We start from the raw sequence: 13874 nt of genomic DNA on the forward strand, positions 1-13874 counted from the left end.
GCATTCACCCCTTTATTGTGTAAACCGTAATAATTACGATTTATTCTTGATAACGTTATTAAATCATAAATAATTTATTTATGCAACACCCGTGTCTGGACAAAAAAAGACTGGCACCTGAATTTATACAGCGTGTTCAAATGGAATAAAACGAATCCTTCTAATTAGTTAAAACTCCCTATATAACCTAATATTCTATGACCTTCCTCTTATATACAGTATATTTATAGATTGGTATATTCTAATTATTCCGAAAAATGAAAGGAGTTTCATATGGAAAAGTCGCATAACAAGTTTATAGTTTTCTTCACTGCTCTAGTAATGGCTTTGGGTCTGTACGCAGCTCCAGCAGGTGCTGTTTCTAATTCAGCGAGTCCCGTCGCTGAAAGAGTTTTATCTGTTGAGATAGAGGAAGCGACGATATTTGAATTACAGCATGCGATGCAGAAGGAGGGATTAACCTCTGAGGAATTGGTTCAGTTCTATCTCAATCAAATTGAGGAGTACGATGACAGCATTAACTCAATCATTACAGTTGACGAAAATGTATTAGAAGAAGCGAAAAAACTTGATAAAGAGCGCAAAGCGGGCAAAGTTCGAGGTCCCTTGCATGGAATTCCGGTTATATTAAAAGACAACTATGATACATACGATATGCAAACTACTGCAGGATCCCTGTCACTTGAAGGTTCCATCCCTCTAAAGGATGCATATCAAACAAAAAGATTAAGAGATCAAGGTGCAATCATCTTAGGGAAAGCGAACCTGCATGAATTTGCTTTCGGATTCCAAACAATTAGTTCTCTTGGCGGACAAACCTATAATCCATATGATTTAACAAGATACCCAGGTGGTTCAAGCGGTGGTACAGCAGCTGCGGTTGCTTCCAACTTTGCAACTGTCGGATTAGGGACAGACACTGGCGGGTCCATCCGAATACCTTCGTCCTTTAATAACCTGGTTGGACTTCGCCCTACTATGGGACTTGCCAGCCGCGATGGAATCATTCCACTTGCACTATCACAGGATGTCGGCGGACCGCTAGGACGTACGGTTGAAGATGTGGCTGTCGTGCTCGATGCAATTGCAGGCTATGACCCGGCAGATCCAGTTACTGAAGCCAGTATCGGAAAAGTTCCAAAAACCTATACTCATTATCTTAAGAAAAATGGATTAAAGAAAGCTCGGATAGGCGTTATTCGCGACCTGTTTGGGAATGATCCTGAAGTCAATAAAGTGATGGATCAAGTGATTGCAGACATGGAAGCCCTTGGAGCAGAAGTGTTCGAGGTAACAGTTCCCAGTCTCCGACCAATTCTTTCTTATCCAAGCTTAAGCGGATTTGAATTTAAATTTCAGTTAAATGATTATTTGGCTAGCCTTGGGCCGGATGCACCTGTAAGAACGTTAGCAGATATTATCGAAAGCGGGAAATTCCATCCAAGCTTGGAAAGTGGATTAAAATCCCGAAATGAAAGAGAATCATTAGAAAATGATGAGGAATACCAAGACATTATTACCCATCGTCCTAAATTGGCAAGAGAAAGCTTAATGGTAACCTTTAATGAACATGATCTTGATGCACTTCTCTATCCAACTTCGAGTGCTCTACCGGCACAGGTGGGCAATAGTCAGGGTGCAGGGAATGCTAATCGCTTAAGTCCTTATTCAGGATTCCCTGCAATCTCGGTCCCTGCTGGCTTCAGTGACAACGGCCTTCCAGTAGGGCTCGAGCTGCTTGGAAAAGAATTTGACGAGCCAACATTGATTAAACTAGCCTACGCTTATCAAGAAGGAACTAACCATCGAAAAGCGCCCGAACTAAAATAAGAACCTTCTTAAACATTAGCACCCGTTACAATAGCAAAATGTCAGGCTTAATAAAAATATCAAAAAATATCTTATCCTTGAATCTCTTTTCAGGAAGAATAACGCTTTTCCTGATTTAAGGAGAGCACCTTTCGTTGAAAAAGGACGATCACCATTTTTGTGGAAATCGTCCTTTTATATTTCCTGCTGAACAGGAAGAGCAAGCTAAAGATATGTTCCATGATTCATTGCACATCTCTTAGCTCTCGACTGCTGCAACTATAAGCATTTTTGTATATGGATGTCTGTCTTCTGAAAAAAATTCATGTGAATGAAACACATCAACAAGGTCGCCTTTTTGCAGCACCGCCACCCTTTCACACATATACCTTACATTAAACGAATTAAAGGAGCTATTCCAAAGAAAAAGATTGGGATAGCTCCTTTATTTTTCATATAACAATAGTCCATCCTATTTACTGACTTTTGATGCAGAGGTAATAGTCACGATTGTATTAAAATTTATAATTATGGACTGTTATAGAATAGCACAATACTCTGATTAGCTTACTGCTCAATATCCCGTCTATTAAACCCAATAAACCCGGCTAACGCCAGCACCGCGGCAGACCCACATAATGACAGCAGCGGGATAATCGAAAATTCCTCAATCGGTGCCTGAGGAACATGGCCAAAAGGAGAAAGGCTGCCGATCCAGTCAGAGAATTGGAATAAACCTCCTAAATACAGCACAATAAAAGAATATAAAACATAAAGCCAAATGAAACCTGTGAACTTTGGCAGGAATCCAATCAGAAAGACGGCCAGGCTGATCATGACCAGCATAGCTGGATAATAGGACAATGCTGCCCCAAAGATCATTCCAAAAGATAAGCCGCCTTCAACCACAGAAGTACCCGCAGACCATAGTCCGAGGGCTGCCAGCGAAATCATGAGAAATCCATTAATGACAGAAATAACGAAATAGCTGCCTAACAGTTTGGTCCGAGAAACGGCTCTGCTTAATAGATGAACAATTCGTTCCTTCTTCTCTTCACCTCGAAGTTTATTCATGGCCATCACTGGAGGAATCGTTGCCATCAGTGAAATTACAATCATCAGCATCGGAATGAATTGCTCCACTAATGATACTCCTGCTGTTGGCTTTAGGAGCTGCTTCATGGCTTCATTATCGGCGAAAAATGATTCCAGATCCCCTAATACTGAACCGTAAGAGGCCCCCAGCACAAACATGCCTATTGCCCATGAAATGATGCCGGTCCGCTGCAATCTTAACGCAAGGCCGATTGGACTCTGCAAAAAGCGGGATGCATATTTTTTTCCGGGCATGGATGGAAAGAATCCCCGATCCAGATCCCGAATAGCGTTCAAATAATTCGCGACCGAAAAAAGAACTATGGCTGCAGCAACCATTAAGACAATAGGCCACCAATTATTAGAGTCATAGACTTCTGCTTTGGTAACCCACGCGAGCGGTGAAAGCCAGGACAATGATTCATTGCTGATGTCTGTGATAGCTCTAAAAAGATAAGATATAAGAAGTACGGCTATTGAATAACCAATTGTTCCCCGTGAACTATCTGAAGCTTGAGCAAAAACGGCTGTTACACCTGCGAAAAAAATACCCGCCGACCCTAATGCAGCACCATAAAGCAATGAGCCTTCGAGATCCATGCTTTCAATTCCAAGAGCATAAAGGCCGAATCCATTAATCAAAGCCAATCCGATGCAAGCTGCCGATACTGTAAGCAGGGTTGCATTTAAATAGGATAGGCGCCCTACAGGCAGCGAACGGAGCAATTCCAGGCGACCATCCTCTTCATCAGCCCTGGTATGCCGCGCAACCAGCAGGATGCTCATTAAACCGGTCACAGCAGCTGTCATTAAAAGCATCTGATGGGCTGTCATGACACCAACGGTATAATTGCTTAAATCCGCGGGACCAGTCATGGCTGTCATCGCCGGGTTGGCCATCGTCTGTGCCATCGCATCCCTTTCCTGCTGGGAATTGTATAATCCCTTAAAGGCTGTTGGAACGATTATCGTGAAAAAAGTAAGTGCCAGCACCCATATTGGGATACGCAATCGGTCCAGCCGGAAAATAAATTTTGAAAGGAAAACGGTTTTCTCCAAATGATTGCCTGCCATCAGCGGACACCTCCTGCATCCTTTTCCCCTTCATAATGGCGCATAAATAAATCCTCCAATGTTGGCGGGGCACTTTCCAGCCTGATAATGCCAAATGGAGAAATATGCTTGATCACAGCATCCATTTCTGTTGTATCGACCTGAAACGTCATCCCGTGTTTACTTTCTTCAATGTCATGGATGCCTTTCAGTTCATTCAAGCCTGTAATCGGCAGCTTCGTATCAACAAGCATTTGAGTCCGGGTTAAGTGGCGAAGTTCACTTAATGTACCCGATTCAATAATCTTACCTTGACGGATTATGCTTACCCGATCGCACAGCTTTTCTACCTCCGATAAGATGTGACTGGACAGAAGAACGCTCTTTCCTTGTCTTTTAACATCCATCACACATTCCTGAAAAACCTTTTCCATCAAGGGATCGAGTCCTGATGTCGGCTCATCCAGAATGAACAGGTCAGCATCAGAGGAAAACGCCGCAACCAGAGCAACCTTTTGCCTGTTCCCTTTAGAGTAGGTTCGGCACTTCTTGGACGGATCCAAATCAAACTTCTCTATTAACTCCTCACGTTTTGCCTTATTGGCAGTTCCGTTCAATTTTATAAATAAATCAATAACCTCACCGCCTGTTAAGTTCGGCCATAAATTCACATCACCAGGCACATATGCCACCCTTTTATGAATGTCTACAGCATCCTGCCATGCGTCCTTGCTGAATATCTTTACTTCCCCATTTGTCGCCTTTAAAATTCCCAATAACACCCGGATGGTGGTTGACTTGCCCGCGCCATTGGGTCCGATGAAGCCCAGTACTTCACCTTTATCCAACTCAAGATTTACCCCATCCAATGCCGTAAATTTGCCGAATTTCTTTGTCAGGCTGGTTACTTTTAAAAGGCTCATGCTCATTCCTCCCCATTTTTATAAAAACAGTGCTTTAAAATTTCTTTATAGCTGTCCCATTCGTTAAAAAGCTCGATACCGATATCCTCAAATGACTTGATTTTCGCGATTTGCAGTTCTGCGAAACCCGTCATGGTCCAATTCAGGATATTCATCGCTTTTTCAGGTTCTATCTCCTCCCGAAGCTTTGACCAGTCGATATTTTCGTAGATTCTTTTGAAGCCATCTTTTTGAATGTTTGCCAGCAGCTGATTTATATCCGATTTCACATCCTGAGCATCTTCTTCAAGCAGCGATTTCAAGAAATCAAATACAAGGGGATATTTCTTTTGAATGTTTAATTTAATGAACCCCACCTGACTGATTCTTTCAAAAATGTCCCTTTCATTCATGTCTATTTCAACATAGATTTGTTCAATAATGTTTACTGCATTCTGAATTAAAAAGAAGTACAAATCCTTTTTATTGCTGAAATAGTTGAACAATGAGCCTTTACTTATTTGTGCATCCTTTACTATTTCATTTGTAGAAGCCTTCTCATAACCGCTCTTTACAAATTCTTTCATGGCTGCATTGATAATTCGTTCCTGTTTTTCGGGTTTCAAACTGTAAAAAGTAGTATTAATTATATTGCACTCCTTTCACAATAATGACCAATGTGGTCATTTTAAAAATAACAAAATTGACCACGCTGGTCAATATTTTTTCATCAATGATTTTGACAAAAATTTTCAATTTTTTATTCCTAGTTTTATTTGAAAATACAGGGGGGATACATGCTAATAAGGAGGTGATCAAATTGACTTTGCTTTTCTATAAAGCAATGGAGGCTTTCAAGAAGGATGCTGAAAATCAGAAAAAAGAGAAACAGCAAAAAGAAATGTTGAATGTGCAAAAGAAGTAAATACATGAATCATCTGCTCTTTCATCCTTTTGGATGATTTTTTTTTGAGTAACAGGTCTCCCCTCCAGAACAGGGATAAACTTGACTATCCGAAAAAGTTACTGATATCCTTATTCCGTTGCAAAGGTCTTGTATTTATATACTCCTGGAGGTTTATTTTGAAAAACATCCCTATTAAACAGGTCTATTTTTATATCATATTGGCAATATGCATAGCTGCCTCCGTACTGTTTGTCCAAAACAATGATTCTTTTTATGAACGCACAATCGCTGTAGTAAAGGAAGTCAAACTTGTTCAATCTGAAGAAATTACGGATACTTCCGATAATGAAGACCGTATATATGAACAGCGGATTATAGCCGAAATTACAAATGGAAAGTTAAAAGGACAGCATATTCTCATAACAAATCAGTATTCAAAATCCAAAGCTTATGACTATGAAATTCAAAACGGCCAAAAATTATTTGTATCCATGAAGGAGAAAACAGCAGGTTCTGCAGAATTAAGCGGGGATATTCTTGATTTGAAGAGAGATCATTACATACTGCTGACAGGATGGATCTTTATCCTGATACTGCTCTTTGTCGGTAAGAAGCAAGGCCTCTTTTCCATCATCAGCCTGGCTGTAAATGCTGTACTGCTTTCCTATGCATTGGATGTTTATCTAAAGAATCCGGAAATAAGCCTGCTGCTGATATGCAGTGCGGCAGTCATCCTATTTTCGGTTACCTCCCTTCTGCTCGTAAACGGCTTTAACGAAAAGACATATGCTGCCATTATCGCAACGCTTGCGGCAACATTTTTGTCATTATTGATCACTTATCTGGTCATTTGGCTAACTGGCGCGAAGGGTCTGAGATACGAAGAGCTCCAGTTTATAACCAGGCCCTACCAAATGGTGTTCTTAGCCGGTTTATTTATCGGCTCATTAGGAGCGGTTATGGATGTAGCCATTACCATGTCATCTTCACTGTTTAGCTTATATGAAAAGAATAACAGCATTCCCGTGCAGGCTCTAAAGCGCTCTGGAATGGAAGTGGGCAAAGACATTATGGGCACCATGACGAATATCTTGTTTTTCGCCTATATCAGCGGCTCCATTCCGATGCTTATTTTGTATATAAAAAATGACTCACCGCTCGGATTCAGCCTATCCATGAACCTTTCACTGGAATTAGCCCGGGCACTTGCCGGAGGAATCGGAATCGTGATCACCATTCCGATTGGCCTGTATACTGCCATATATTTCATTAATAGAAAGAGGGCACGAAAATGAATGCAATACTAGTGCTGGCAGCCATATTATTTATTCTGATGACCCTTATAGGCGGAAGAAAAGGAGCCAGATCATTTTTTGCGATCTTCCTCAACTTCGGAGTGATTATTTTCATCCTTTTCTTTATGAACGATCCAAACATCAATCCCATTTTCGTTACATTAATTGCCTGTGCCTTTATTGGCTGTATCAACCTGTTTTTTATAAATGAAGTGAACATTAAGACGATAACGGCCTTTCTGGCTTCAATCATTACTACGATCGTTCTCATTGTGTTCATTGTCATCATTGCGGAAAAGGCGATGATTCAGGGATTTGGTGAAGAAGAAATAGAAGAGTTAAGCATATTTTCCCTTTATATTGGGGTTGATTTCGTTAAAGTGGCTGCGTCCGTCATCATCATGAGTACAATAGGCGCCATAACGGACGCTGCCATGGCCATTTCTTCTCCAATGCGTGAAATTCATTATCATCACCCGGACATTAGCAGAAAAGAATTATTCCAATCCGGCATCAGCATCGGCAAGGATATTCTCGGAACAAGCACCAACACATTATTTTTCGCCTTCTTCGGCGGGTATTTAGCACTGCTGATATGGTTTAAAGACCTATCCTATTCACCAGGTGAAATTATCAATTCAAAGATTTTCAGCGGCGAGATGATTACAATCTTCTGTGCAGGAATTGGAGTAACAATGGTGATTCCTATTACTTCCTGGATTACCGCACTCTATTTGGTGAAAAGAGGAAATTCGGCTGAATAGCTTAAGAAATAAATGTACATGGTCAATTATTTTATTTATTGAAAATGACACCCCGTAAGGATGTCCCGATTGAATTAATAATGGACGGGAAAATAATAGAGAAGAATACTTCTGAGAAATTTAGTGAGCAATAGATTAAAACTGGATGCAGAAAAAGAAATCTGCAGATTTCAATATCCCGTTCGCGGGGAGTTATTTTTTTATATAACGAAATAAACATCTGACCGGCAGCCCGCCATTAACCTGCTTTAGGAATCTCATCGGCTGAGCTTCCAATTTGCGAATAGGAAAAGTTCTTCGTCCATCTGGGAAATAGAACCCGTCGCCTTATCCCACCTGCAATGCCAATAAAAAAAGGACTGCTTCTGCAATCCCTGTAAAACTAAATTTATATTAATCATATGAACAAGCCAATTATTATGCGATCTATATTATTAAAAGGTTTGTAATTTTAAAGTTTAATCTTCAATAAGCTTTGTAATGCTTTTTGAAGACTTGTGGCCACTTCAATGTGAGAAATATTGATCCCCAGGTGAATCATTGTTTGAGCAATTTCAGGTCTGATTCCTGTTAATGTAGCTTTAACACCTAAAAGCATCAATGATTCTACAACTCTAATTATTCGGTTTGCAACCATCGTATCCACAACAGGAACGCCTGATAAGTCGATAATGATATGCTCCAAAAAATACTCATTGCTTTTTGTAAGAGCCTTCTCCATTAATTCCTGGGCTCTTTGAGTATCAATATCTCCTATCAAAGGCAGGATTCCGATTTTATCAGTGATTTTAATAACTGGAATCGATAATTCCAATGCTGCCGCTTCTGCTAAATTAATACGTGTGTAGAATTTCTTAGAATATGAAATACTCAGCCAATGAACAGCCCGATCCACCACAGAATCAAAGTCTGAAATGATTTCATAGAATTGTGCTATTGTCAGTTCCCGCTGGGATGCGTCGTCCCTGATAATACGGCCAATGAGGTTTCTATAATCCCTGACTTCCTTTAGTGCTATATCAATTGGGAGACTATAATTCACTAATGTGTCTACAGCTTCCTCTCCCCATTCATTAAGAATTTTATAAGTTGTTTCTTTATCACTTGCAATTGAATGTGCATAGATCTCGATTATATTTTCTCGCCATTGCTGTAATCTGGTACCCATTGATTCTGAAATCTGGTTGGATTCTAAATCTTTTTTTTGCTTGATTAATTCATGCTTTCTTCTGAGAATGTTCTCAGAAATTTTCTTCTTATAATCAACCTTTGTGTGATTGATCAGGGTAATCCTCTCCCTCATGTTGAGACCTATCTCCTAATATAACATAGAAGAATGCGGCAAAAAAAGGAACTTCTGACCTTAATGGAGTAACAATGGTGATTCCTGTTACTTCTTGGTTTACCGCACTGTATTTGGTGAAAAGAGGAACTTCCGCTGAATTGCTTAAGAAATTAATATGCATCTGTTAATTAATCGGTTCCCATCCAATTACAAGGATTAATTACCCATTTTTAACATTTTATGGTATTTACTGATAAATATCGTCCATACTAGCTACCAGTAAAATGAGGTGAACCTATGCACTGCATCCTTGTATTATTGGTCAGCATTCTTTCTTACATAAAAGGCGACTGGAAAAACTGGGAAAGATATTATCCCACCATGCTGTATATTTCCGTGGCATCTTTTATTTATGAATTTATTTCTCATAGCCATTTTCACTTATGGGAACTTGAAAAAGGGTTTTTGAATCTGATGGGCGTACACTTATTGCATAACATTATTATTAATCCTTTAATTGGCTTTGTGTTTTTTTCTAATTATCCCAGCTGTCTTGAACATAAAATTTTATATTATGCGCGATGGATGTTTTTGTTTTGGGCGGCTGAATGGCTGGCATCCCACTTTCATTTCATATCCTATCATAATGGGTGGAATATCTGGTGGTCTTTTCAATTTGTGGCCATCATGTTTCCGATGATCCGTTTACACTATATCCATAAACTCCGGGCACTATTTCTTTCCGTTCCGATTGCTGCCCTTTATTTGTTCTTGTTTGATTATCTATAGAGACCATGCTGATTGATCCTGCCAAGTAAATTAGATGGTTATTGCCCTGCAGTCTTCCCCTTAACCTGCTTTAGGGTGGCAACGATCAGGAAGCTGACAATCACCAGCAAAAGCCAGGAACTCACTTTCCCCAAATGAACAAGGCTCCACGCCTCTGCCTGATTCGGATACTCCCAGGCCCCAAAGAATGTCGCAATATTCTCAGCTACCCATATAAAGAACCCGATCAGAACAAAAGAAAGCGCAATAGGCATTCGGTAACCCTTTCCGCCAACCTCATAACGGACCCAGGATTTCCAAAATACAATGATCACCAAACCCGACAGCCACCAGCGGATATCAATCCAAAAATGGTGCGTGAAAAAATTTAAATAAATTGCAGCGGCAAGTGGCACTACTGCCAGGAATGGCGGCCACTTGATCAGGTTAACCTTCAGCCTTCTCCACGCCTGGCAGAGATAACTTGCTACACTGGCATACATGAAGCCGCTGTACAAAGGAACCCCAAAAACTTTGGAATACCCCTCCTCCGGATATGCCCACGAGCCCATATGTACCTTAAAAAGTTCGAGTGCAAGGCCAATGATGTGGAACAGCGTGATAACCTTCAACTCATCCTTCGTTTCAAGCCCTGATTTCAGCATCGCCCACTGCATCAGAAGACAGATGATCAGCAGCCAGTCATACCGCGGGAGAAAAGGCATCGGCAGGAATTTAGTTAAAGCTAAAGAAGCAAAAATGACAACAGGAAACAAACAGGACAAGGCCTGCTCCCAGCCGAAACGAAACAGCTGCTTCAATGATCTCATGGGCAGAGCTTCCAATTTGCGAATAGTCAATTGCATCCGAAATTCCCCTTTCATGGGACGATGAATCTGTCCCCTTATTCATCACTGCGGTACTCCAGGATATCTCCAGGCTGACAGTCCAGTGCTTTGCAGATGGCCTCCAAAGTTGAAAACCGGATCGCTTTTGCTTTTCCATTTTTTAAAATAGAGAGATTGGCCATTGTGATTCCTACCCTCTCTGAAAGTTCCGTTACACTCATTTTCCGTTTTGCGAGCATCACATCAACATTGATTATAATTGTCATGTTCTCACCTCAGACCGTTAAATCATTTTCTGATTTGATATCAATTGCCTCTTGCAGCAGCTTTTGGAGAACAGCCGCAAACACTGCGATAACCATCGAAGCAAAAGGAACTACCATTCCGACGAAGATGACACCTGGGGCATCGTCAATCTCTGCAAAAACATAGAATAGCGGCAGGACCAGCACATGCAAACAGGCAATGGTGATGGCACAGTATTTAATTTTCTTTAATGCGATGACAGATAAATCCGAGAACGCTTTATTTTTGTCAATATAGCGCAAAAGTTTGAAAGCCTGATACAGTGCAAAGTAAAACGGTATCGTAGACCCATAAAATACGATGTAAACCCAATACTTAAAAAAAGCAAACTTCGGCAGCAATTCACCTGCGACCTTTCCCAGCTCAGGCACTAAAAAAATGCACAAAACTAAAATTGGGACTCCTAATAGAATAACGGCTATTTTTAAAAACAGCGTTGTTACCTTTTCCATAAAAAGCACCTCACTTCTTATTTTCAATTTGATTGTATTCTAATTTTTATCGTTTTTCAATAAATATTTTGTGTAATTTAATATTTATTTATTGCATCTTATGATGTTTTACTGTTAAATAAACGCATAAAATACGATTCTATGCCATCTTGCCAGACGTTTAATGAATTCTTTTATAAATATATAAAATTCTAAGTGTACTAATTTTGATCATTCTGCATGAATTCTTCAAATTTAAGAAATATAATTGAAAATAGATGTTCCAAAAGAATCGGGTGATATAAATGAAGAAACTTTCAATAAAGCTTGGAATCGTATTTTTTCTGATTATCTTTAGCCTGGAGATTTTTATGTTTTTCTTTTTGCACGCGGCACTGGTAGATTCAAGAATAGAAGAGGAGTTTTTTTCTTTGCAAGCCAGAGGCAACGCCCATAGGGACATTCTCGAAAAGCATTTTGAACCAGATACTATCTCTCATGTAACCTTAATGGAATCCGAGGCAAATACCGATGTTGTGATCACCGATATGAATGGTCAATTACTTGGTTCATCAGTAAAAAGCATCGATATTCAAGACCATATTAACCGTTCAGACTCCGATATCCCGCGTGACGGAGAGGTTGTTGACGACAACTGGAAAGAGGGAAAGTTTATCTCAACGGTAAGTCCTATAGATATTAATGGCGAAACGTCTGGCAAGGTTTTTATGTTTCAGGAAACAGCTTCTATACACTCTTTAATCGAAAGACTTAATAGACACTTTATATTAACAGGACTAATAGCTGTTTTTTTAACCTTAATCGTTATTATATTTCTTTCTAAAGGCCTTGCTAAACCTTTAATAAGAATGAAGGAAGCAACTTCTAAAATCAGCAAAGGAGATTTTACTATTTCTCTCCCAAAAAACAGAAATGACGAACTTGGCGATTTAGCAAATTCTATTTCTCAGCTTGCCAGTGACTTAAATTATTTAACACAAGAGCGGAACGACTTTTTGGCGAGCATCTCACATGAACTCAGGACTCCCCTCACATATATAAAGGGCTATGCAGATATCGTACTTAAACGTAATTTATCAATTGAGGACCGTGATAAATATTTAATTATTATTCATGAGGAAGTAAATCGTCTTTCTGATTTAATTAAGGATCTTTTTGATCTTGCAAAAATGGATAAAAATTCATTCGTTATACAGAAAAGGCCTATAGACTTAACTGACTTTTTTCTGAAAATAGAGCAAAAATTTTCTCCGGCTTTCCAAGAAAAAGAACTGGAATTTGAAGTAATTTGTCCAGAGGGAGCAGTTATTATCGCTGACCCTGCCAGGCTTGAGCAAATCATTTTTAATTTACTGGATAACGCTATTAAACACTCTTCACCCGGGGCCAAAACATTTCTATCTGTAAACAATAAAAAGAAGGATGTCTATATTAACGTTCGAGATACTGGAAAAGGGATTCCCGAAGAAGACCTGCCATATATTCTAAACCGCTTTTATCGTGTAGATAAGTCCAGAACTAGATCTTTAGGAGGAACAGGTTTGGGGCTCGCAATTGTAAAGGAGCTTGTTCTAGCCCATGGGGGTACAATTGCAGTAAAAAGCAAGGAAGGAATAGGAACTGAATTTGAGCTTGTCTTTAAAGGAGCAGATAATATTGAAAACGATACTATTAGTTGATGATGAATCTAGAATGATGGATTTACTTGCCCTGTATTTAACCCCAATAGGTTTTAAATGCGTCAAAAAGTCATCTGCAATAGAAGCAATCAGGTTTATAGAAACTCAGCCCGCAGATTTAGTACTATTAGATGTGATGATGCCTGAAATGGATGGCTGGACAGCATGCAAAGAATTAAAAAAAGTCAGAGATATCCCGATTATCATGCTTACCGCGAGAAGTGAGAAACCTGATATTGTTAAAGGGTTAAAATTAGGAGCTGATGATTATATTTTAAAGCCTTTTGATGAAGAAGAACTTGTAGCAAGGATTGAAGCAGTACTTAGAAGAACTGCAACAGACGAAGAGTTCATTTCATTTAAGGGGCTTATACTTAAACCAGATTCCTATGAGCTTTATTTTAAAGATAAAGAGGTATTACTGACACCCAAAGAATTTGCAATGGTACAGTTATTCATAAGTAACAGAAATAAGGTTTTCTCTAGAGATCACCTAATTGAATCGGTTTGGGGATATGGTGTCTCGATTGAAGACCGTACGATAGACTCTCATGTTAGAAACATACGAGAAAAACTGAGAAAAGCAGGATTTCCCGCTGACGATTATTTGTTAACCGTTTGGGGCGTTGGATATAAATGGACAGGAAAGGAATAGATAGAATCTAGACAACCAAAATAAAAAGTCGAATTCTTGCCAATGGAATCGACTTT

13 protein-coding genes are annotated in these 13874 nt (G+C 39.6%); 6 read left to right on the forward strand and 7 right to left on the reverse strand.

Going from position 1 to position 13874, the window contains the following annotated elements:
* The first annotated feature begins 273 nt into the window (after nt 1-273).
* The gene (locus NAF01_RS13705) at nt 274-1830 is read left to right on the forward strand and encodes an amidase (protein ID WP_250800480.1); all 1557 of its coding nucleotides are present in this window, start codon (nt 274-276) and stop codon (nt 1828-1830) included.
* A gap of 546 nt (nt 1831-2376) precedes the next feature.
* Here the strand turns inward: NAF01_RS13705 and NAF01_RS13710 are convergent.
* From NAF01_RS13710 to NAF01_RS13720, 3 genes are read right to left on the reverse strand one after another with little or no spacing between them, the layout of a single operon-like run.
* The gene (locus tag NAF01_RS13710; protein WP_250800482.1) at nt 2377-3978 is read right to left on the reverse strand and encodes an ABC transporter permease; all 1602 of its coding nucleotides are present in this window, start codon (nt 3976-3978) and stop codon (nt 2377-2379) included.
* The gene (locus NAF01_RS13715) at nt 3978-4880 is read right to left on the reverse strand and encodes an ABC transporter ATP-binding protein (protein WP_250800483.1); all 903 of its coding nucleotides are present in this window, start codon (nt 4878-4880) and stop codon (nt 3978-3980) included. The genes NAF01_RS13710 and NAF01_RS13715 overlap by 1 nt, the downstream gene beginning before the upstream one ends.
* 2 nt (nt 4881-4882) lie before the next feature.
* Entirely contained in the window at nt 4883-5485 is a 603-nt protein-coding gene (locus NAF01_RS13720; RefSeq protein WP_250800485.1) for a TetR/AcrR family transcriptional regulator, read from the reverse strand.
* A gap of 457 nt (nt 5486-5942) precedes the next feature.
* Between NAF01_RS13720 and NAF01_RS13725 the strand changes: the two genes are divergently transcribed.
* Together NAF01_RS13725 and NAF01_RS13730 are read left to right on the forward strand one after the other, a co-directional pair.
* On the forward strand, nt 5943-7061 hold the full coding sequence (locus NAF01_RS13725) for a YibE/F family protein (protein ID WP_250800487.1): 1119 nt from the start codon (nt 5943-5945) through the stop codon (nt 7059-7061).
* Nucleotides 7058-7825 (forward strand): YibE/F family protein, encoded by a 768-nt coding sequence (locus NAF01_RS13730; RefSeq protein WP_250800488.1) that lies wholly within the window; start codon nt 7058-7060, stop codon nt 7823-7825. The genes NAF01_RS13725 and NAF01_RS13730 overlap by 4 nt, the downstream gene beginning before the upstream one ends.
* Before the next feature lie 451 nt (nt 7826-8276).
* On the opposite strand, the gene NAF01_RS13735 is transcribed toward NAF01_RS13730, so the two are convergent.
* A complete protein-coding gene (locus NAF01_RS13735; RefSeq protein ID WP_250800490.1) occupies nt 8277-9128 on the reverse strand; it encodes an STAS domain-containing protein in 852 nt (283 codons plus the stop codon).
* A gap of 279 nt (nt 9129-9407) precedes the next feature.
* Here NAF01_RS13735 and NAF01_RS13740 point away from each other — a divergent pair, with 279 nt between their 5' ends.
* Nucleotides 9408-9899, forward strand: a complete 492-nt coding sequence (locus NAF01_RS13740; protein ID WP_250800491.1) for a CBO0543 family protein — start codon at nt 9408-9410, stop codon at nt 9897-9899.
* Nucleotides 9900-9937: 38 nt separating this feature from the next.
* On the opposite strand, the gene NAF01_RS13745 is transcribed toward NAF01_RS13740, so the two are convergent.
* The 3 genes from NAF01_RS13745 to NAF01_RS13755 all read right to left on the reverse strand — a co-directional run bounded on the left by NAF01_RS13745 (nt 9938) and on the right by NAF01_RS13755 (nt 11484).
* A complete protein-coding gene (locus NAF01_RS13745; protein ID WP_250802460.1) occupies nt 9938-10708 on the reverse strand; it encodes a DUF817 domain-containing protein in 771 nt (256 codons plus the stop codon).
* A gap of 74 nt (nt 10709-10782) precedes the next feature.
* Complete coding sequence (locus NAF01_RS13750) at nt 10783-10992, reverse strand: helix-turn-helix domain-containing protein (RefSeq protein WP_035329715.1); 210 nt, start codon at nt 10990-10992, stop codon at nt 10783-10785.
* Between the two features lie 9 nt (nt 10993-11001).
* Nucleotides 11002-11484, reverse strand: coding sequence for a DUF2975 domain-containing protein (locus tag NAF01_RS13755; protein WP_248347669.1), 483 nt, complete (start codon nt 11482-11484; stop codon nt 11002-11004).
* Between the two features lie 284 nt (nt 11485-11768).
* Between NAF01_RS13755 and NAF01_RS13760 the strand changes: the two genes are divergently transcribed.
* Complete coding sequence (locus NAF01_RS13760) at nt 11769-13163, forward strand: sensor histidine kinase (protein WP_250800493.1); 1395 nt, start codon at nt 11769-11771, stop codon at nt 13161-13163.
* The gene (locus NAF01_RS13765; RefSeq protein ID WP_250800495.1) at nt 13141-13818 is read left to right on the forward strand and encodes a response regulator transcription factor; all 678 of its coding nucleotides are present in this window, start codon (nt 13141-13143) and stop codon (nt 13816-13818) included. The genes NAF01_RS13760 and NAF01_RS13765 overlap by 23 nt, the downstream gene beginning before the upstream one ends.
* Nucleotides 13819-13874: the final 56 nt, after the last annotated feature.

It is taken from the genome of Cytobacillus firmus (assembly GCF_023657595.1).
GTDB lineage: Bacteria > Bacillota > Bacilli > Bacillales > Cytobacillaceae > Cytobacillus > Cytobacillus firmus_B.

Excerpts from the sequence above, each read along its gene's own strand:
- NAF01_RS13705 (WP_250800480.1), top strand. The coding sequence starts at position 274 with ATGGAAAAGTCGCATAACAAGTTTATAGTTTTCTTCACTGCTCTAGTA.
- NAF01_RS13710 (WP_250800482.1), bottom strand. The coding sequence starts at position 3,978 with ATGGCAGGCAATCATTTGGAGAAAACCGTTTTCCTTTCAAAATTTATT.
- NAF01_RS13715 (WP_250800483.1), bottom strand. The coding sequence starts at position 4,880 with ATGAGCCTTTTAAAAGTAACCAGCCTGACAAAGAAATTCGGCAAATTT.
- NAF01_RS13730 (WP_250800488.1), top strand. The coding sequence starts at position 7,058 with ATGAATGCAATACTAGTGCTGGCAGCCATATTATTTATTCTGATGACC.
- NAF01_RS13735 (WP_250800490.1), bottom strand. The coding sequence starts at position 9,128 with ATGAGGGAGAGGATTACCCTGATCAATCACACAAAGGTTGATTATAAG.
- NAF01_RS13740 (WP_250800491.1), top strand. The coding sequence starts at position 9,408 with ATGCACTGCATCCTTGTATTATTGGTCAGCATTCTTTCTTACATAAAA.
- NAF01_RS13745 (WP_250802460.1), bottom strand. The coding sequence starts at position 10,708 with ATGAGATCATTGAAGCAGCTGTTTCGTTTCGGCTGGGAGCAGGCCTTG.
- NAF01_RS13750 (WP_035329715.1), bottom strand. The coding sequence starts at position 10,992 with ATGACAATTATAATCAATGTTGATGTGATGCTCGCAAAACGGAAAATG.
- NAF01_RS13755 (WP_248347669.1), bottom strand. The coding sequence starts at position 11,484 with ATGGAAAAGGTAACAACGCTGTTTTTAAAAATAGCCGTTATTCTATTA.
- NAF01_RS13760 (WP_250800493.1), top strand. The coding sequence starts at position 11,769 with ATGAAGAAACTTTCAATAAAGCTTGGAATCGTATTTTTTCTGATTATC.